14 protein-coding genes are annotated in these 20,333 nt (G+C 63.9%); 5 read left to right on the forward strand and 9 right to left on the reverse strand.

Annotated features, from left to right (window positions below; translation table 11 throughout):
* Positions 1 to 648 precede the first annotated feature (648 nt).
* From DQG19_RS19510 to DQG19_RS19520, 3 genes are all read right to left on the reverse strand, one after another.
* Complete coding sequence (locus DQG19_RS19510) at positions 649 to 1,779, reverse strand: Sb-PDE family phosphodiesterase (RefSeq protein WP_232826556.1); 1,131 nt, start codon at positions 1,777 to 1,779, stop codon at positions 649 to 651.
* 63 nt (positions 1,780 to 1,842) lie between these two features.
* Positions 1,843 to 3,243: a SusD/RagB family nutrient-binding outer membrane lipoprotein gene (locus DQG19_RS19515; protein WP_157974613.1), complete on the reverse strand. Its 1,401-nt coding sequence runs from the start codon at positions 3,241 to 3,243 to the stop codon at positions 1,843 to 1,845.
* A 44-nt stretch (positions 3,244 to 3,287) separates the two neighbouring features.
* On the reverse strand, positions 3,288 to 6,377 hold the full coding sequence (locus tag DQG19_RS19520; protein ID WP_116128039.1) for a SusC/RagA family TonB-linked outer membrane protein: 3,090 nt from the start codon (positions 6,375 to 6,377) through the stop codon (positions 3,288 to 3,290).
* A gap of 231 nt (positions 6,378 to 6,608) precedes the next feature.
* Between DQG19_RS19520 and DQG19_RS19525 the strand changes: the two genes are divergently transcribed.
* On the forward strand, positions 6,609 to 7,523 hold the full coding sequence (locus DQG19_RS19525; RefSeq protein ID WP_157974614.1) for a DUF2167 domain-containing protein: 915 nt from the start codon (positions 6,609 to 6,611) through the stop codon (positions 7,521 to 7,523).
* 24 nt (positions 7,524 to 7,547) lie between these two features.
* Here DQG19_RS19525 and DQG19_RS19530 read toward each other — a convergent pair whose 3' ends face one another.
* Entirely contained in the window at positions 7,548 to 8,147 is a 600-nt protein-coding gene (locus tag DQG19_RS19530; RefSeq protein WP_116128043.1) for a hypothetical protein, read from the reverse strand.
* A gap of 184 nt (positions 8,148 to 8,331) precedes the next feature.
* Here DQG19_RS19530 and DQG19_RS19535 point away from each other — a divergent pair, with 184 nt between their 5' ends.
* A complete protein-coding gene (locus DQG19_RS19535) occupies positions 8,332 to 11,637 on the forward strand; it encodes a WD40/YVTN/BNR-like repeat-containing protein (RefSeq protein WP_116128044.1) in 3,306 nt (1,101 codons plus the stop codon).
* A gap of 8 nt (positions 11,638 to 11,645) precedes the next feature.
* Here DQG19_RS19535 and DQG19_RS19540 read toward each other — a convergent pair whose 3' ends face one another.
* The 4 genes from DQG19_RS19540 to DQG19_RS19555 form a co-directional block, all read right to left on the reverse strand.
* Positions 11,646 to 13,079, reverse strand: coding sequence for a T9SS type A sorting domain-containing protein (locus DQG19_RS19540; RefSeq protein ID WP_116128046.1), 1,434 nt, complete (start codon positions 13,077 to 13,079; stop codon positions 11,646 to 11,648).
* Positions 13,080 to 13,235: 156 nt separating this feature from the next.
* Complete coding sequence (locus DQG19_RS19545) at positions 13,236 to 14,354, reverse strand: cytochrome-c peroxidase (RefSeq protein ID WP_116128049.1); 1,119 nt, start codon at positions 14,352 to 14,354, stop codon at positions 13,236 to 13,238.
* 114 nt (positions 14,355 to 14,468) lie between these two features.
* Positions 14,469 to 15,485, reverse strand: a complete 1,017-nt coding sequence (locus DQG19_RS19550; protein ID WP_116128051.1) for a cytochrome-c peroxidase — start codon at positions 15,483 to 15,485, stop codon at positions 14,469 to 14,471.
* The gene (locus DQG19_RS19555) at positions 15,486 to 16,253 is read right to left on the reverse strand and encodes an MbnP family protein (RefSeq protein WP_116128053.1); all 768 of its coding nucleotides are present in this window, start codon (positions 16,251 to 16,253) and stop codon (positions 15,486 to 15,488) included.
* Between the two features lie 175 nt (positions 16,254 to 16,428).
* Here DQG19_RS19555 and DQG19_RS19560 point away from each other — a divergent pair, with 175 nt between their 5' ends.
* The 3 genes from DQG19_RS19560 (at position 16,429) to cysS (ending at position 19,493) form a co-directional block, all read left to right on the forward strand.
* Positions 16,429 to 16,965, forward strand: a complete 537-nt coding sequence (locus DQG19_RS19560) for a flavin reductase family protein (protein WP_116128055.1) — start codon at positions 16,429 to 16,431, stop codon at positions 16,963 to 16,965.
* Positions 16,966 to 17,051: 86 nt separating this feature from the next.
* Positions 17,052 to 17,666 (forward strand): DNA-3-methyladenine glycosylase family protein, encoded by a 615-nt coding sequence (locus DQG19_RS19565; RefSeq protein ID WP_116128057.1) that lies wholly within the window; start codon positions 17,052 to 17,054, stop codon positions 17,664 to 17,666.
* Positions 17,667 to 18,002: 336 nt separating this feature from the next.
* Positions 18,003 to 19,493 (forward strand): cysteine--tRNA ligase, encoded by a 1,491-nt coding sequence (gene cysS / locus DQG19_RS19570; RefSeq protein WP_116128059.1) that lies wholly within the window; start codon positions 18,003 to 18,005, stop codon positions 19,491 to 19,493.
* Between the two features lie 28 nt (positions 19,494 to 19,521).
* Here cysS and ppgK read toward each other — a convergent pair whose 3' ends face one another.
* On the reverse strand, positions 19,522 to 20,319 hold the full coding sequence (gene ppgK, locus DQG19_RS19575; protein WP_116128061.1) for a polyphosphate--glucose phosphotransferase: 798 nt from the start codon (positions 20,317 to 20,319) through the stop codon (positions 19,522 to 19,524).
* Positions 20,320 to 20,333 lie beyond the last annotated feature (14 nt).

Raw genomic sequence — 20,333 nt, forward strand, 5'->3', positions numbered from 1 at the left:
TTTAGTGAACCAGAGGGTCTATACCGAATCGTCCAGCTCTCACCACTCCAGTAAATTGTGGTAGAATGAGAACTGTTGGAACCGTGGTACAAAAGCTTTCCAGCATTCTGTCCAGCATAAGAAGCAGTACCAGAATACTGCACTAAGTCGTGAGTAAAAGCATAGTCAATGGACTGAGCTGTCAGGTCATGGGTTGGTGATACCGCAAGGAATAGCAAGAAGACCCATAGTGGGTACAGGTATTTCATGAGAGGGAGTTGAATAGGCGAATCAGCCGGTCGCGTCAGCGCGCCGGACAGAAAAATTGGGTGAGGAAGGTGAATTGATGGGTGAAGGACATATCTACACGGGTGGTCACATCGGAACCAGAGGGATTACCTAGTATATACCGGATAATCCCGCCGCACGGATCAAGTACGCTCTTTTAGACGCTATAATCCACGTGGTATTGCACGCTGAATCCGTCTTTAGACCAGATTTTTTGCCCCTCTCTTGCACGACCCTACAGTAAAGGTCACAACATCTTTAATTGGATATTGTGACTCAACCAATTTATATATGCATAGCCCGCGAATGTGTTTCAACCCCGTGGCGGCCGTGAAATTGCAGGTCGGAGCGCCCTGCCCCGGCCCCGGGTTGCTGCAAGCCTCACTCCGTCACCGCAACGGGTACGGTAATCTCCAACCGCTCCTCCACGCCGGTGACGGCGTTGAGCACCCGGAAGCGCAGGTCGAACGCTCCCAGTCGTTCCAGGGTCATCACGTTCAGGGTGGTTTCGCTGTGGGGCGGCAGGTGCAGCAGCCCCAGGTCGCTCTGCAGGGAGTAGCCGCTCACGTTTTCTACCGTATAGTCGGCGTCGGAATCGTTGCGGAGGGTTACGTCCGCCACCGCGCTGGGCCCCTGGTAATGGGCCTCCGCCACCGACAGGCTGCCCGCCACCACCCGGCGCACGTTTTCTTCCCTGCCCACCAGCGTATTTTCGAACCAGGCCACGGTACGGCCCGCAAAGAGGGCCTCCCGGATGGCCTCCACGCTCCGTTCCGCGGCCAGCACCAGCGTCACGGGCCGGTGCCCACCCTCGGCGATGCCGTACTGGTAATCGACCAGCCCGTGGATGTCGGAGGTCCCCATGATGGTCAGGTCGTTGTCGAGGGCCACCTGCAGGGCCTCCGCGCTGATGGTCAGGTCGTTGACGACCTCGATGCCGTGCAGCAGGTCGTTGTCTATCAGGTAGCGGTGGAAGGGGGTAAGTTCCGCTACGCCGTCGGGGCGCTGGGCCACCCAGTTGGGGTGGTTCCAGAAGGTAAAGGCCCCCTGCCGGTGGGCCTCCTCGAAGACCGCGAGGCTGTCGGCGATCAGCAGGCGGTTGGCGTCCTCGATGAAGAGGGCGTTGGAGTGGCCGGGGGGCAGGCTGCGCGTGATCTCCGCCCCCTGTACCACCAGCAGGTCGTAGGGACGGGCGTATTGCTCGGCCAGCACGTGGCTGCGGTTGCGGTCGGGGTGCGGCAGGTCGTCGGCGTGCGGCTGGTACTCCAGGTGCTCGGTCATCGCTACGGCATCGAGGCTGTCGCGCACCGCTTCCTGGATCCGGATGTCCGGCCACACGCTGCCGTCGCTGAAGACGGTATGGATGTGGAAGTCACAGGCCAGCACGCGGTATTCCTCGGTGTCCGGGAAGTCGATATCCCGCGCCGGGGCGTGGGCGTGGGGGTGGTTGTGCTGGGCCGGCAGCGCCAGGCTGCTGAGTACGATCGCTAATCCTGTCCAGTAGGTCTTCATGGTATCCGTTTTTCGCCCCCGGCGACCGGGTAGGCGCGTATGGTAATGGCTTGGCGGGCGGGGCTACTCATCGTACCACACCCGGGAGTTGATATTGTCCCCCCCAATCCGGTCGGCGGCGGCCCGGTAGTTGTCCGGATTGACCGATTGCTCGATGCTGGGGTACAGCAGGCGCACCGGCACCTCCCCCCCGTTCACCGTACCCGGTCCGGCGGCGATGAAGGTAGGGCGCCCCGTCCGTTTCCAGTCGAACCAGGCCTCGGTCGTATTCTGCCACAGGCTCAACCACTTCTGCCGCGCGATGAGCTCCCGGGCTGCACCAGCATCCCACGCGGCGGCCCCGTCGAAGTAATCGGCCGGCAGCTCCACGCCCCACTGCGCGAAGGATGCCTCCACGCCCGCCCGGTAGTAGGCCGCCCCCTCGCCCGCGATCAACCCGCGCACCGCCGCCTCGGCCAGCAGGAAGTTGAGCTCGCTGTACGTCAGGAAGATAGCGTCCAGCTTGCCCGGTTCTTCAAAATAGGCGGGTGCCTTGGTCGCGAAGGCGTCCGGCCGGCCGATGTCGCCCAGGGTCTGCCCCGGGGCCACACCGCGGTAGTCGGGCTGCTCGTTGCGGTCCAGCCACTCCGCCAGGCGGGGGTCGTCGTATTCCTGCAGTAGGCCCACGAGGTTCGTAGTCGGAATGCCGAGGTAGTACTCGTAGCTGCGGCCCACCGGCGCGGCGGTCGGGGCCACGTTGGGCAGCACGCCCGTGAAGTCGTAGATAGCGTTGTCGGCGTTGCTCTCCATGAGGGGGTAGGTGTCCGGGTCCGCGAGCAGGGCGGTGAGTTCGTCGGATACGTCCGTCACCTCACTGGTCCGCATAAGGAGGCGTACGCGCAAAGTGTTGCCGAAGCGCCGCCACTTCATGCCGTCGCCACCGAAGAGGTTATCCCCCGCGATGGTCGCTCCGGTGAAGAGGCCGTTGGCCCGCTCCAGGTCGGCGAGCAGGCCGGCGTAAATACTTTCCTGGCTATCGTAGGCCGGGGCGTAGATGCCGTCGGTTTCTGCCCGCCCGGCCTCGGAATACGGTACGTCGCCGTAGGCGTCGGTGAGGATGGAAAACATGTAGGCCTGCAGGATCAGCGATACCGCCTCGTAGTCGGGCGCGTCGGTGGCCTGTCCGAAGGCTTCGATGTCCTTCGCGTCCTGGATCACGGCGTACAGGTCCCAGAAGCGGCTGTCGGCCGCCCACTGGTAGATGTCGATGTCGTTGAATTCGTAATTCGCCGTGTACTGTCCCACGACGTCGCCGAAGGCCTGCACGTTCGCGACGTGGTTGCTGGCCAGCTCGAAGGTGACCGTGCGCAGGAGCAGGTCGGCGGTCACCACTTCCGGTTCGTTAGGGTTGGTATTGATATCGGCGAAGCCGTCGGTGCAGCGGGTGAGCAGCAGGGCCGGTAGCAGGAGCAGGAGGGTACGCATAGCGGACATCGATTGGGCGGCGGGGCGCGGGTGCAACAAAATGTCTAAAACGATAGGTTCAGGCGGAAGCCGAAGGAGCGGGTGGAGGGCAGCTGCGTCACTTCGAAGCCGGGCACCAGGGTGCCGCCGTTGAGGGCAAAAGCCTCGGGGTCGATGTTGGGCACGTCGGTCCAGAGGGCCACGTTCTGCCCCACGAAGGCGATACTGGCGGTGGTCAGGCCCACGGGCTCCAGCCAGCGGGCGGGCAGTTGGTAGCCGATGGTCAGCTCCCGCAACTTGGCGAAGCTGGCGTCGAAGCTGTTGACCTCCACGTTGTCGCGGCGGTAGTAACCGCCGTAGTACCAGGTTTCGGGCGCCACGACGGTGGTATTGGGGACGAAGGTGCCGTCCACGTCGCGCATCACCCCGTCGCCTACCAGTCCGTCCTCCCGTCCGGGCAGGGAATGCTGCAGGATGCCGCTCTCCGCGCCGATGGCGTTGGTGTAGGAGTAGATCCGCCCGCCGCGGCGCACGTCGAGCAGGGCGCTGGCGAAGAGCCCGCGGTAGCTCAGGCGGTTGGTGATGCCTACGGTGAAGTCGGGGTTGTAGTTGCCCACGCTCCGCCGGTCGGTGCTCACCTCCGGCAGGCCGTTGCTGCCGTAGATCACCTGCCCGTCTGGCGCACGGTTGAAGACCAGTCCGTAGATGTCGCCCATACGGCCACCCACCCGGGCCTCCACGGTAGCGCCGTCGGGACCGTAGCCCACGATGAAGGTTTCGATGCCCGGCGCCAGGGCGTTGACGTAGCTGCGGCTGCGGGCGAAATTGAGGTCCACGTCCCAGTTGAAGCCGTCGGTGCTCTGGAAGGGGCTGCCGCCGAGGACCAGTTCCAGGCCGTTCGTTTCGATCTCCCCGGCGTTGATGACGGTGGAGGTGAAGCCGGCGGCCGGGCTGATGCCGGCCCGGATGATCTGGTCCTTGGCCAGGCTGTTGTAGTAGGTCAGGTCGAAGCGCAGGCGGTTACCGAGAAATACGCCGGCCAGGCCCACTTCGTAGCTGTTGGTGCGCTCGGGCTTGAGGTTGGCGTTGGGCAGTTCGTCCGGGTTGGTGACCGAGTTTGGCAGGGTGGCGAAGGGATAGGTCTTGCGCAGGCTGAAGGCCCGGGTATCGTTGCCGACCTGGGCCACGTTGGCCCGCAGCTTCAGGTAGTCGACCCGGTCGCCGAGGTCGATGATCTCCGAGGGCAGGAAGCTGAGCGAGAGCGAGGGGTAGAAGTAGGAATTGTTCCCTTCCGGCAGGGCGCTGCTCCAGTCGTTCCGGGCCGTCACATCGAGGTAGAGGAAATCCCGGTAGCCGACGTTGGCGAAGGCGTAGGCGCTGTTGACGCGCTTGGGCAGCACGGTGCGGCGGCTGGTGGGCGTCACGTTGATGTTCTGCAGGTTGTAGATGCCGGGTACCGCCAGGCCGCGGCCCTCGATGAAGCTTTCGTTGTAGGCCTCGTCGCGCCGGTTGGCGCCACCGCTGACGACCGTGCTGAAGTCCCCGAACCGCCGCTCGTAGGTCAGCAGGAGGTCGAGGTTCGTCTCCCGGAAGTTGACGTTCTGCTCGCGGTACATCCCGTTGGCGTAGCGGATGGCTCCCACGGGCCGGCGGCTGGTGCGCAGGTCGTCGAAGTAATCAGTGCCCGCCCGCAGCAGGAGGCTGAGCTCCGGCGTCAGCTGGGCGGTGGCCGAGATGCGCCCGAAGAGGCGGTCCTTGGTGAAGCCGTTCAGGTTTTCGTTGGCGATCAGGTAGGGGTTATCGGCCCAGGTGAAAATGTAGTCCTGCTCGCGGTCGGTGCCGCCCTCGGCCCAGTAGTCGCGGTACCAGTCGAGGTCCACGTTGTTGTAGTTCCAGAGCAGCACGTACATCAGGCCCTGGCTGCCGTAGCCGGCCACGGGCACGTTGTCGCTGCCACTGTTGATGTAGTTGGCGCTCAGATCGACCGTGAGCCAGTCGGCGGCCCGGTACTCGGTGTTGAGGCTGATCGTGTGGCGGTCGAGGTTCGTATTGGGTACGATGCCGGTGTTGTGGCTGTTGCCGTAGCTGAGGCGGAAGTTGCCGCGGTCGTAACCGCCGGTGATGGCTACCTGGTTGTTGGTGCTGAAGCCGGTCTCAAAGAAATCGGCCAGCCGGTAGCGGTAGTCGAAGGGTAACGCGCCGGCCGTGGGCGCACCGTCCTGCGGGAGCTGCAGCCCCTCGTTCAGGGCCGGCCCGAAGTTGGTCCCGAAATCGGAGGCGTAGTCCAGTCCCCAGCCGCCGCCGTACTGCGTCTGCTGATCGGGCAGCACCAGGGGGCTGCTCCAGGTGGTGTTAGTACTCAGGCTGACGCCGAGGCCCTCCTGCTGGCTACCGCTTTTGGTGGTGATGAGCAGCACTCCGTTGGCCGCCCGCGACCCGTAGAGGGCCGAGGCGGCGGCGCCCTTCAGGACGGAGACGGACGCGATATCGGCCGGGTTGATCTCTGCGGCGCCGTTGCCGTAGTCGCTGGGCAGGTCGCTCTGGCTAGTGCTGCCGCCGCCAACGCCGTAGATCTGGTTGTTTATGGGGATGCCGTCGACGACCACCAGCGGCCCGTTGGCGTTGAGATTGAGGCTGCTTTCCCCGCGGATAACAACCCGCGAACTGCTCGTCAGGCCATTGCCGGCGTTGGTGACCGTGAGGCCGGCGACCCGGCCGCTCAGGCTGCTGAGCATGTTGACGGGACGCACCGCATCCAGCGCCTCGCCGCCTACTTCCTCCACCGCGTAGCCCAGGGCCTTCTTTTCCCGCCTGATCCCCAGGGCGGTGACGACCACTTCGTTCAGGTTGACCCCGTCCTGCAGCGCTACGTCGACGGTGGTACGCCCGTTCAGCGGCACGGACTGCGCCTGGTATCCGACGTAGGTGAAGCGGAGCGTGGCATCGGTCGTGGTCACGGTGAGGGTGTAGTTGCCGTCGAGGTCCGTCACCGTACCGGCCGTACCGCCGGTGGCCAGCACCGATACCCCGATCAGCGGTTCCGCGCTACCGGCGTCGGTGACCCGCCCGGAAACGGTAACCTGGGCCGCCAGGCCGGTGGTGATCAGCCCCAGCAGTACGGCAAGGAGGGGCAGGCGGAGGTTGGGTGCCTTCATGTGGTAGTAAGTGTATAGCGGACGCAAAGCTAGGGGGAATTCGTAGGCCCGTCACCTTACATCCGTTAAGTTACGGTAAAGCCTGAGCGGTAGCCGTTAAGGAGGTCCGCCGGGGTACTCCCGCGGGCAGGGCCGCGTTGTAATTCCCTACCCCGCCGGCCGTTTGTACGGTTGCCCCTGCCGCCACCCCGCCGGCGGAAGGCGGGGACCACCCGCACGACCCGCCCGCCTATGCCCCACCTGTACCCGACGGCAGCCGCCCTGCTCCTCCCCTTTCTGCTCGCCGCCCAGGCAGTGGCCCCGCCCCCGCCCCCCACGGCCCAGCCACCACGCTACATCGACCGGGCGGACAGCCTGGAGAACGGACTCACCTACCACAACGATACCACCGTTGCTCTGGCGGGTGGGCGCGCCAAGCTGACCGTTCCGACGGGCTATCGCTACCTGGACACCCGGGATGCGGCGACCGTCCTGGTTGACTTGTGGGGCAATCCGCCGGTAGCCGCGGGAGGCTCTCTGGGCCTTCTCGTTCCCGACGGGGTCTCGGTATCCCACCCCGCCTGCTACGCCATTCACCTCCTGTATACCGAAGACGGGCACGTACGTGACGCGGATGCCTCCGACATCGACTACGGGACGCTGCTTCAGCGCCTCGAGGAAGAAGTGACGGCCGAAAACGCCGCCCGCGCCGCGGCGGGGTTCGGGCCGGTGCAGCTCATTGGCTGGGCCGTACCGCCCCACTACGACCCCGCCGGGCATCACCTGCACTGGGCCAAGGAACTTTACTTCGCCGGCGAAGACAACTATACCGTGAACTACAACGTACGGTTTCTTAGCCGCCGGGGCTACCTGACCATGAGTATCGTAGGCCGAATGAAGGACCTGCCGCGCATCAACAGCCACCTGGACGACCTCCTGGCGAGCGTTCGTTTTACTCCCGGCGAGCGGTACGCGGATTTCGACCCGTCCACCGATAAAGAGGCCGAATACGGGTTGGTACGGCTCGTCTCCGGAGCGGACTCCGGCGGAGATGGACTGCTGGCGACGCTGGCGTGGTTCTTTTCCGGCTGGAAACTTGCCGTAATCGGCCTGATCGGGATCGGTGTCAGCCTGCGCAGCCTGATCGCGCCCAAGACCCCCTTCTGACCGACGCTTCCGGCCCCTGCCCCACTAGCCCCGCCGCCGCTCCAGCAGGATCATCATCATCAGCCCCAGCATGATTCGCTCGTCGTCCGCACCGTCGAGGGGCGGCCCGAGCCGGTCTACTTGGAACCGGCGCCCGAAGAAAGAAGCCTGTTTCGAGAGGCGGACCACCTCCCGTCCCCGCCGGTCGGTGACCAGGTAGGAGGGATTGAAGACGTAGCCCGTGAACCAGCCGATAACGGGCAACTCCCCCACCAGTTGGTCGATGACCTTCACCCACCCGTTCTCCTCCCGGATCGTAAACTGCGGTTGCGCGTGATCGTCCACGATCTCGTATTCAGCCTTCCAGATCGACTTCCACCCCCTGCGGGCCACCTTCCCGAATTCGCGCCCGCCAGCATCGTAAAAGGCGTAGGCGGCCGACCAGTCGAGCCAGCGGTCGGCGCGGATCTGGTACATCACTTCACTCTGGCTGCCGTCGCGGTAGATCTGAATGTCCTCCTTCAGCCGCAGCATCTTCTGCCGCACGTACGCGATCTCCCGGTTCGTCGCGTCGGTGGTGGTGAAGTCGTTGGCAAGCGTGCCAATATTGAAGGTAAAGGTGAGCGGAAAGCGGAGATCTTGCATACGGCTAAGATAAGCCCGTACAATGCTGCCTCCGGCAGCGGAAGTACAAAGCAGCCTCCGGCTGCGCTAGTAATTGCCCCTAGCCCCAAGCCGCGCCCCCCCATCAATACGACCAAACCAAACGATTCCCCCCCGAAAAGCTACCTTCATGCAGACCATTTGCCTCCCTTAACCAACTTCCCCGATGCGTCTTATCCTACTCATCTGCTGCGGCCTGCTTCTGCTGACCGCCGACGTCGACGCCCAACGTCGGAAACGATCCGCGCCCGACACGACGGCGGCGGAAACGCCCGCCTACCTTCAGCCCTCCACCTACGGTGCCCTGCGGTGGCGCAGTATCGGACCGGCCGTGACCAGCGGGCGGATAGCGGACTTCGCGGTCAACCCCGACAACCGCAGTGAGTACTACGTGGCCACCGCCGCCGGAGGCGTCTGGAAGACCGTCAACCACGGCGTCACCTACGAGCCGCTCTTCGACAACGAAGGCTCCTACTCGATCGGCTGCGTTTCCCTCGACCCCTCCGACTCCCAGACGGTCTGGGTAGGGACCGGCGAAAACAACAACCAGCGGTCGGTCAACTACGGCGACGGCGTCTACAAGTCGGTGGACGGCGGTAAACGCTGGAAGAACATGGGACTCAAGAACTCCGAGCACATCGCCAATGTCCTCGTCGACCCGACCGACAGCGACGTGGTATGGGTAGCCGCCTACGGCCCCCTGTGGAGCAACGGCGGCGAACGCGGGGTATACAAGTCGACCGACGGCGGCGAGACCTGGGAAGCCAGCAAGCAGGTCAGCGACTACACCGGCTGCAACGACCTGCGCATGGACCCCCGCGATCCGAACGTCCTCTACGCCGCCTTCCACCAGCGGCAGCGCAAGGTCTTCACCTACCTGGGCGGCGGCCCGGAGTCTGGCCTGTACAAGACCACGGACGGCGGTGCTACCTGGATGCCCCTCAAGAACGGACTGCCGGGCGGCGACCTGGGCCGGATCGGCATCGACGTGTCGCCCGCCAACCCCGATGTTGTGTACGCCGTCGTGGAAGCCCCCGACGGGAAGGGTGGCATCTATCGCTCGGACAACGGCGGCGCCAGCTGGGCCAAGCAATCCGGCACCTTCACCAGCGGCAATTACTACCAGGAACTTACCTGCGACCCCCGGAACGTGGACCGCATTTTTCTGGCCGATACCTACTACAAGGTGAGTGACGACGGCGGCAAGACCGTCCGCAACTTGGGGGAGCTCAATAAGCACGTCGATAACCACGCCATCTGGGTCGACCCGTCCGATACCGACCACCTCCTGGTGGGCTGCGACGGGGGCATTTACGAAAGCTGGGATTTTGCCAGCACCTGGCACTTCAAGCCTAACCTGCCCGTCACCCAATTCTATAAGGTGACCACCGACCAGTCGGGTCCCTTCTACCACGTGCACGGCGGCACCCAGGACAACCTGAGCCTCGGAGGTCCCAACAAGAATACCAGCATTAACGGCGTCCTGAATTCCGACTGGTACGTAACCAGCACCGGCGACGGATTCGAAACGCAGGTCGACCCCACCGACCCCAACATCATTTACGCCCAGAGCCAATACGGCGGCCTGTCGCGCTTCGACCGCCGCAGCGGAGAGTACCTCCCGATCAAACCGGTCGAGGGGGAAGGAGAAAACGCCTTGCGGTGGAACTGGGACGCTCCCCTGACCATCTCCCAGCACCAGCCGACCCGCCTGTATTTCGGTGCCAACCGCGTCTACCGCACCGATGACCGGGGCAACTCGTGGACGGCCATCAGCCCCGACCTCACCCGCGGCATCGACCGCAATACTCTGCCCGTCATGGACCGCGTCTGGAGCGTGGATGCGGTGGCCAAGAACGGATCCACCTCCATCTTCGGACAGACCACCACCATCGCCGAGAGCGGGATCGACCCGGACCTGCTGTGGGTCGGCACCGACGACGGGCTGCTCCACAAGACCACCGACGGCGGCGATACCTGGACCGCCTACGACAACCTGCCCGGCGTACCGGAGATGAGCTACGTCAACCAGGTCATCGCCTCCCTCCACGACCGCAATACGGCCTACGTAGCCTACAACCACCACCGCTACGGTGATTTTGCACCTTACCTGCTGAAGACGACCGACGGTGGCGCCACCTGGACCTCCATCGCCTCCACCCTGCCGGAGCGGGGCAGCGTATACACCGTTGCCGAAGACCACGAGGACCCCAACCTGCTGTTCTGCGGAACGGAGTTCGGGGCCTTCTTTTCCCCCGATGCCGGGGAACACTGGATCGCCCTGCGCAGCGGACTGCCCACCATCGCCGTGCGCGACATCGAGATTCAGCGTGGGGAAAACGACGTGGTGATCGGCACCTTCGGCCGGGGCTTCTACGTCCTGGATGACTATAGCCCCCTGCGCAACCTCGGCCCCGAAACCTTTGCGGGGGACGCGGTGATCTTCGCGTCACGCGATCCCTGGCTCTACGTGCAGCGCACGCCCATCGGTCTGCGCGACAAGGGCCACCTCGGCAGCAGCCTGTTCCGGTCCGACAATCCCGATTACGGTGCCGCCATCACCTACTACGTGCGGGAGGCTCCGAAAACCCTCCGGGCGCAGCGTCAGGAACGCGAGCGCGCCATCATGGAGCGCAAGGAGTCCGTCTACTACCCCTCCATCGACAGCCTGCGGCTCGAGCAGGAGCAGGAAGACCCCTTTTTCCTGGTCACCGTCAGCGATGCCGAAGGCCGCGTGATCCGCCAGCTCAAGCGGCCGGCCACTTCCGGTATGCAGCGTTTCCACTGGGACCTCCGCTATCCGCCCGCCGAACCGGTAAACAGCCGGTATACCCCGGCCCCCGATGTACTTTTCGGTAGCGAATCGAAGGGACAGCTGGTAACCCCCGGCACCTATACGCTTCGCCTGCGGCAGTTTTTCGATGGTGAGATGACAGATCTGGCCGGCCCGGTATCCTTCGACGTCAAGTACCTCGATGAGGCCACTTTCCCGACGCAGGACTGGGGTGAATACCGCCGGTTTACCGGAGAGGTTGCCGCCCTTACCAAAGCGGTCAGCGCCCTGGGTGATATCCGCCGCGACCTCGATCAGCGGGTGTCGGCCCTGGAGAAGGCGGCCCTGGAAACTACCAACAATCCCGAGACGGCATTGACGGATATCTACGCCATCAAGGGCCGGCTGGCGGACTTCACCACCGCCCTCTACGGCGATCGTACCCTGAGCAGTCTCGAGATAGAAACCCCACCCTCGGTGGCCCAGCGCATCGGTTCGGTCAAGTACGGGATGTGGGACGTCACCAGTGCTCCCACTACTACGTACCGGGACAACATCCGCATTGCCTCCGCTCAGCTGCCCCCCCTGGTCGAGCAGCTCCGGGGCATCGAGCGGTCCATCCTTTCCTTGGAGGGTGAGCTCGAGCAGCAGGGAGCTCCCTATACGCCGGGCCGGTGGCCCACGCTGGGTCGCGAGTAAGCCGTAGCCTACTGCTTGATTATCCGGGTCACATATGTCCGCGCGCCGCGGTCCGTGATACGTAGGTGGTATATCCCGGCCGGGTACCCGCTGAGATCCAGCTCGGTGCCGGGATCGGAAAATGCCGCGACTTTCCGGCCGGCAGCATCGTAGACTTCTACTTCCCGGGCGGAGAACTCATCCAGCCGCAAGTAACCGGAGCTGGGGTTGGGGTACAGGCTTATCCACGTACTTGAAGGCCGGTGGACGGAAGTGGTGGTGATGGCCGTCACCTCCAGACAACGGCTGCTGCCTGCCGCCAGGGTGTCATCGACGAGCAGGGTGTACGTTTGTCCGGGTTCGGTAAGCAGTTCGATCGTGCCGCCGGAAGAACAGGTACGTACGACTGCTTCCCCGCAAGACCCGGCGTATAAGGCCACGCGTACGCCCGCGGGATTGCCCCCCGGACCGCAGTATACCGGACGCAGGCGGTACGGCCGGCCGTCGCCCGTGAAGGTCATCCACACCGGGTGGTGCAGGGTATCCCGGCCTACGAAACAGTCCGGGCGGTCAGCTTCCGTGGTCGCGGAACCGGGAAAATTGCCCGTATTCAGTGCGGTCAGGTAGCGGGGTGCCTCCACGGCGCCCCCCAGCAGACTGTCCAACGCCAAAGCCGTAGTGCAGCGCGCACCCGGCGGGAGTCGATCGACGGATACGCTGTCCGCTACCGTGCATCCGTTCCTGTCGCTGACCGTCACCGCATAGGTACCGGACGGCAGGCTTTGAATTGTAGCGCTCCGCCGGACCGGGTTGGTCGACCAGGTGTACGTGTAGGGCTCCGTGCCACCGGCCGCCATTACGGTAGCGGTGCCGTCTCCGGGGCCCGCGTCTCCCGCGGTGGCGAAGGCCAGCGCCAGGCTGTCGGGTTCCCGGACCGCTACGCCGGAGGAGGTGCCGCACAGGTTCGCGTCGATGACCACCACTTCGTAGAACCCACCGGGAAGTCCGTCAGCGGTGACGCCGGTCGCTCCGTTCGACCAGTTGTATTCGTAGGGGGGCGTGCCTCCGGAAACGGCGACGCTCGCGCGGCCGTCGGTGGCGGCGTAGCAGGTGGGATATCGCTCGGCGCTGGCCCGCACCTCCAGGCCGGCGGGCTCGGTGACGGTGACGGCCGCCTGTGCGGTATCCCCCGCCGTGTCGGTCACCGTGACGGAGTAGATGCCCGTGGGCAGATTATCCAGGGTAGCGGTGCCCGTGGCCCCGGTGGACCAGGCGTAGCGGTAATGCTCCGTGCCCCCCGTAGCCGTAGCCGCGACGCGACCGTTCGAGCCGGAAAAGCAGCTTACCTGCTGCTCTACTTGCAGGGTTACCTTCAGGGGAGCGGAGTGGGACGGGGTGAGGGCCAAAAGGCTTCCGGAGATAAAAAGGATTAGCGCAAGCCAGATCCGGTACAGGTTGTTCATAGCAAAAAGAAAATCGAAATCCGAACGGGTAGCGCCTGCCGTCAAAGGACGGTCAGTAGGGACGGATGGCAAAAGCCGATCCCGGCGCCGGTTTATCCGACACCTTACTGTACGTACTTTCCCACGTCGGTAGTTTCTCCGCAATAAGGGGTATCCTTATTCCGGAGCAGCGTAGCGGGGGTCGGTCAGCAGCGACTCGTCGGTCAAGGTATGGAGAAAAGCCAGCAAGGCCGCCTTCTCCCGCTCCGTTAACGTAAACCCGGTGATGTTGGGATCCTCGTTCTCAAGGTTGTGACCGCCGGAGGCATAGTGATCGATGACCTCCTCCAGCGTTTTGAAGCGCCCGTCGTGCATATAGGGGGCGGTCAGCGCAATGTTGCGCAGCGTCGGTGTTCTGAACTTGCCGTTGTCGAAGCGGCTGCCCGTCACGTCACCGTAGCCCTTGTCGATGATGTCGTCGAGGCTCGACGCATCCTCGATGCCGTTGTTGTGGAACTTGTTGTCCCCGAAGGTGGGGGCGTTGTGGCAGTGCCCGCAGCCGGGATGGAGGGTGGCGGGCGGCACGTTTTCCACGAAGAAGAGGCTATCGGCACCCAGTTGCTCCTGCTCGGTGAAAAACTCGGTGTTCTGGTAGAATACGCGGTCGAACTTGCTGTCCGCCGAGATGATCGTACGCTCGAACTGGGCCAGGGCCTTAACGGTAAGTTCCCGGGTGATCTCGTCCGTATGGTCGATGCCAAAGGCGGCCCGGAAGCGGGCCGGGTAGTCGGCGTGCTCCCGCAATTTGCGGATGACTTCCTCCCAGTCGTTGTCGAGTTCGAGCATATCCTCTACCGGATGGATAGCCTGCTCCCAAAGTTTCGGCGAGCGGCCGTCCCAGTTGAAGCCGTTCGGATTGAAAGCCAGGTTGACCAGCGACATGGCGCTACGGGGCCCGGGTTCGCCGCGGACGCCCAGGGCCCGGCCCAGGCCGTCGGTGAAGGCCAACTCCTGCTTATGGCAGCTGGCGCACGACATATTCCCGTCGGTACTGAAGATCGAGGCGTCGTAGAACAGGTGGCGCCCCAGCTCCACGCCCTCCTCCGACAGCGGGTTCTCGGGATCGGTGATCGGGGCGGGCAGGTAATCGGGCACCTCCAGGGCGTAGGGGGTCGGGGCGTCGGGACCGGTAATGGTGCCTCCGTCCGGAACTTCCGGCCCGGTCACGGGCTCCTCCCTGCAGCCCACGACCGCGAGCAGGACCAGAAAACCGACCAGATAGAAGTGACGAATCATACGCTATTACTTTTCCCAACACCTACCGCACCCGCGCGCCGCCGCCCGCCCCGGCCTTTAACTGTTAGTTAACCGACGGAACTCCATAACGCCGCCCCCGGATCGTGCAGTACGCTACCGCCCGGCCACGAAGGTGGAATCCGTGAGCGTATTCAGAAAGGCGACCAGGGCCTCCCGTTGCTCCGCGTCTAGGCCCAGGGGGCGTACGTTGGGGCTGCGGTTCTCGGCGTAGTGGCCGCCGGAGTTGTAGTGGTCGACCACCTCCTCCAGGGTGGCCATACGCCCGTCGTGCATGTAGGGAGCCGTCAGGGCCACGTTACGCAGGCCCGGCGTCCGGAAGCGGCCGTAGTCGTAGGGGTTACCGCTGATGGCTCCGCGTCCCGGATCGGTAAAGGCCGCCAGGTCATCGGCCGCGTCCAGGCCGTTGTTCTCGAAGCGTTCGTTGGTGAAGTGGGGGGGCGTATGGCAGTGCGCGCACTCGGCGGTCGGCAGGCCGGCCCAGGCGCCGCCGGGGTCGTCGCCGAAGTCGAAAAAGAGGGCGTGCCCCAGCGCCTCCTGCGGCGTGTAGGTCGCCTCTCCGCGCCGGACGCGGTCGTACTTGCTGTCGCGGGATACCAGGGTGCGCTGATACTGGGCCAAGGCCCGCCCGACCCGGATCGAGTCGGTGCCCCCGGCCCCGAAGGCGGTTTGGAACGCTTCCGCGTAACCCGCATCGGCACGCAGCCGGGCCACCACCGATTGCCAGTCGCCGCCCATCTCGTGGGGGGTCCCAACGGGGTGCAGGGCCTGGGTCTCCAGGTTATCGGCGCGGCCGTCCCAGAACAGGGGATGGTGAAAGTACCCGATGTTCGTCAGCCCCGGCGTGTTGCGGATGCCCGGGCGACCGGCGAGGCCCACGGCCACGGATCGTCCGTCCGTAAAGGCGCGTTCCGGCCGGTGGCAGCTGGCGCAACTGATGGTGGAGTCGGCGGAGAGGACGGGGTCGAAGAAGAGCCGCTCGCCCAGGGCGATCCCCGCCGCGGTGGAGGGGTTATCGGCGGGATACAGGATGGCGGCAAACTCCGGCGGGGCGTCCGGCGCGTCATTGCAGGCCAGCCACAACAGCAGGAATATGCCGCACCACCCGCGCATCTAGTTGACCTCGAGCCGGAAGCTGCGGGACAGGCGGTGCCATACGCCGCTGGCCACCTGCTGGTTGCCGCCATGAACGGCCTGCTTGGTGGGGTCGGTGATGTCAAGGGTTTGCCCGTTGCTGCTGAGGGCATTGCGTACGTCGACGACGATCGTCAAGTGAGGGCTGCTGCCGTCCGTGATGGTGAAAGAGCGGTCCAGCTGTACCCCCCGGTAGAGCGAGTCGCTGCCCATGTGGTAGCTCAGGCCGGTGTCGTAGCGGCCGTCCTCCTCCAGCTGAGCGTTGGCCTCGATCTTGGCGAATACGTAGCGGGTCGTGGGGCCCCAGAATTCGTTCTCGTTCAGCACGTAGTCGGCGGGGAAGTTACTGGGGTCGGTGGCGTTGAGCGTGGGCTTCACGCCGAGGCCGAAGGTCAGCCCCTGGTAGGTACCGACGGGCACGGAAACGGTATAGGTACGCTCCTGCGTAGGATCGTCGGTGGCCGAGTTCCAGCGGATGAGGTCGATATCGGACAGTAAGTACTGCCGGCGACCGCTACCGTCGTTCAGGGCAAGGTCGGAAAGGTAGTACTGGAACAGCAGCAGCTTCAGGGAGTCGCCGGTCGGGTACCCGTAGGCTTCGGACTGAATGTGGAGCGGTTCGCCCCCGTACTCGGCGCGGAACGCGATGGTGAGCTCGGCGTCCTGGAGGGTTTCCATGCCGTCGTCATCGTCGAGACAGCCGGTGAGCGGGAGGAGGAGCAGTAGTAGGAGAAGCAGGTTCTTCATAGTCAGCGGGGCGCGGGTGCGGCGGGTTCAATGTATCCGGTAGAACGCGGTTGGGAGGGTTGGGGCTTCGTAAAACCCGAACTAATCTCAGCCTAACCGCAGACAAAGTACCCGAACATCGCCGGAAAGCCACCCGTTAAAAAGGTGCATTAGTTAATTAAACGATTATCCCCCTATGGCAACCCAAGTAGCCGACCAGCAATTAGACAACGCCCTCAAGCAATTATCCTACGGATTCTACATCGTAGCCACCCGCAAGGGCGGTCAGGACCTGAAGACCCGCGAGGAGGACTGGGTGAGCGCCGCCACCGTAAGCTGGGCCATGCAGTCCAGTTTTCACCCGCCGCTCATCACCATCGCCGTGCAAAAGGACAGCGACCTCAACGAAACCATCCAGAAGGCCCAGGCCTTCTCGCTCAGCGTCCTCGGCAAGAGCGACGAGGCACTCATCAAGAAATTCGCCAAGCAGTCCGAAGTGGACTACAGCAACCAGTCCGTGAACGGCATCAAGTACACGGAGGGAGAGACCGGTGCCCCGCTGCTCGACTGTGGCGTCGCTACCCTCGAGTGTAAGCTCGAAGATGCCCTGACCACGCCCGGCGACCACCTCCTCTTCGTCGGACGCATCGTAGGAGCCACCTCCAAAGATGGCCAGCCCATCACCGAGGCGGATACCCGCAAGCACTACGAGGGCGTCAGCGAACGCAGCTAGTCCCCTCCCGGCAAAGCATCCCCACCGCGCAGGGCCCCGGACGACCGTCCGGGGCCCTGTGTCGTCGGGGGCAGTACCTTGTGCTTATGACCGACCCCGCCATCCTCGAGCACCTGGGCCGCGAGCCGCACCTGGCCCCGATCGTGGCGGCCCACGCCCTGCGGGAGCGGCCCGACTTCGGTGGCGACGTGTATTTCGGCCTGATCCGGTCCATCACCTACCAGCAGCTGAGCGGGCGGGCGGCGGGGACCATCTTCGGCCGCTTCCTGGAGCTCTTTCCCGACGGCTACCCCCACCCCGACCGGCTGCTCGACCTCGACGTCCCCGACCTGCGCGCGGTGGGGATGAGCCGGCCCAAGGCCGGCTACCTCCACAACGTGGCGGAGTTTTGGCTCGACCACCAACTCATCAACCAGGACTGGAGCATCTACACCGACGAGGAGATCATTGATCTGCTCACCCCCATCAAGGGCGTCGGCCGCTGGACGGTCGAGATGGTTCTCATGTTCATCCTGCACCGCCCCGACCTGCTCCCCCTCGACGACCTCGTCGTCCGCCGCAACCTCATCGCCCTCTTCGACCTACACCACCTCAAGGGCAAGGCCCTCACCGTGGCCATGACCGAAGCCGCGGAGCCCTGGCGCCCGTACCGCAGTTTCGCCAGCCGGTTTCTTTGGGAGATAGATGGTACGGAGGTTTAGGGGTTAATAACCACGGGACCAACGCGCGCCTCCGGGTTGAGGACCTCCAGGTCCGATCACCTATCCAAGCCAAGCAAAGGACCAAGCCCGGGTTAAGGACCTCCAGGTCCGATTACGCCCCAAGCCAGGCGAGGGACCAGGCCCGGGTTGAGGACCTTCAGGCCCGGGTTGAGGACCTCCAGGTCCGATCACGGGACACAAAGAGAAACGAATTACTGCATCCCTTTCAAGACACTTACTCCTCGCTTCGCGAGGGTTTGCATCGGGCCGGGAGGCCCGCCACCCGCAACCACCCCGAGAAAACGCGTAATTTCGCCCCCAGAACGTATCCCATCCATGCCCACCGACCTTACACTATACAATAGTCTGACCCGTAAAAAAGAAGTTTTTCACCCCCTGGTACCTGGGCACGTGGGGCTGTACGTCTGTGGTCCGACCGTCTACAACCCCGTCCACCTGGGCAACTGCCGGACCTTCGTAAGCTTCGATATCATCTACCGCTACCTGATGGCCAAGGGGTACAAGGTGCGGTATGTGCGCAACATCACCGACGTGGGGCACCTCACCGACGACGGCGAGGACCGGATGAGCAAGGGCGCCCGCCTGGAGCAGCTGGAACCCATGGAAGTAGCGCAGAAGTTCAGCAACCAGTTCCACGATATGATGCGGACCTTCAACGCGCTGCCGCCCAGTATCGAGCCGCGTGCCACGGGACACATCATCGAGCAAATCGATATGGTACGCGAGATCATCGAAAACGGCTACGCCTACGAGGTTAATGGCTCCGTGTACTTCGACGTCGAGGCTTACAACAACGCCAACGAAGAGCGATACGGTGAACTGTCCGGCCGCCGCATCGAGGAGCTGATGGCCGAAAGCCGCGAGCTGAAGTCGCAGGGGGAGAAACGCAGCCCTTCTGACTTCGCCATCTGGATGAAGGCCTCCGACGACCACATCCTGCGCTGGGACAGCCCCTGGGGGGCCGGCTTCCCCGGCTGGCACCTGGAGTGCTCCGCCATGAGCACGAAATACCTCGGCCGCGACTTCGACATCCACGGCGGCGGCAACGATCTGAAGTTCCCCCACCACGAGAACGAGATCGCCCAGAACGTCGGCGCCTGCCACCACGCCGGTGCCCGCTACTGGCTGCATACCAATATGCTGCTGATGAACGGCAAGAAGATGTCGAAGTCGGACGGTAATACCATCACGCCGGAAGAACTTTTCACCGGCGACAGCGAGCATGTCTCCGAAGGCTATGCGCCAATGGTAGTGCGCTTCTTTATGCTCCAGACCCACTACCGCAGCACGATGGACCTCAGCGAGGAGGCCCTGCAGGCCGCCAAAAAGGGCTACACCCGCCTACTGGAGGCCTGGGACAGCCTGCAGGATATGGAAGGGGCGGGCGGCGCCCAGAACGGTACCGTAGGCAAGGAACTGGCCGCCGGCCTCGCCGCGGCCTACGCGGAGATGGACGACGACTTTAATACGCCGAAGGCCATGGCCCGCATCTTCGAGCTGGTTACGCGGATCAATGCCCTGAAGGGTGGTCAGCTTTCGCTCGAGGAAGTTAGCGCCGAGGGGCTGGAAAGCTTCCGGGACGGACTCGGCACCCTACTGTGGAATGTGCTGGGCCTGAAGGCGGAAGCCGCGACGGGCGGGGCCGAGCAGGAAGCCCTGGACCGGGTGATGGAGATCGTGCTCGAACTGCGGCAGCAAGCCCGGGCCGACAAGGACTGGGCCCTCTCCGACAAGCTGCGCGACGCACTGACGGAGGCCGGTATTACGGTAAAGGACGGGAAAGAAGGAGCGACCTGGTCGCTCTAGGGCGGGGCGGCCCGCCGGGACGATGTCGTCAGATAGCGGCCACCTTGCGGTGGTGACGCTGGTAGGCGTACACGGCGGCCCCCACCGTGCCGGCGGTGTTGCGCATCTCCGCGGGTTTCACCTCGCAGTTGACCTTCAGGTGCTTCTTATAATCGGTAAAGTACTTGCTGCCGCCGCCGCCCAGAACGATAAGGTCCGGATTCAGTAAGCCATTAACTTGTACCAGGTACTTGTTAAGGCGCTTGCCGAAGGTCTTCCAGTCCATGTCCGTGTCCTTACGGATCTTATTGGAGATGAACTTCTCGGCGATCACATCCATCCCCTTGAGGTAAAGGGAACCGAGCTCGAAGTTGGGGACCAGTTTTCCATCGAGGAACATGGCTCCACCGAGTCCCGTACCGATAGTGATCATGACCACCGTACCGTCTTCCTTGTGGGAGCGGCCGGTACCGAAGTTCATGGTGGCGATGCCTGCGGCGTCGGCATCGTTGAGCGCGTAGATGGACACGTCGCGCATTCGCCCGAAGGTTTCGGAGATCGAGGTGCCGATCCAGCCCTTGTCGATATTGGCAGCCGTTTTGGCGACGTTGCGGTTGACGACGGCGGGAAAGCCCACGCCCACTACGCCGCTGTACTCAAAGTGGTCGACCAGGCTGCGGAACGTATAGGCCATGGCCGAGGGCGTAGCCGGCTGCGGGGTATCAAACCGGTGCCGCTCGGTGAGCATGGTACCGGTCTTTATGTCGACCAGTCCGCCCTTGAATCCGGTGGCGCCTACATCGACGCCCAGTATGGTGGTGCTGTTGCTTCCGCTGTTCTCTGCCATGAGCGTGAATATAG

The organism is Lewinella sp. IMCC34183, assembly GCF_003390915.1.
Taxonomy (GTDB): domain Bacteria; phylum Bacteroidota; class Bacteroidia; order Chitinophagales; family Saprospiraceae; genus Neolewinella.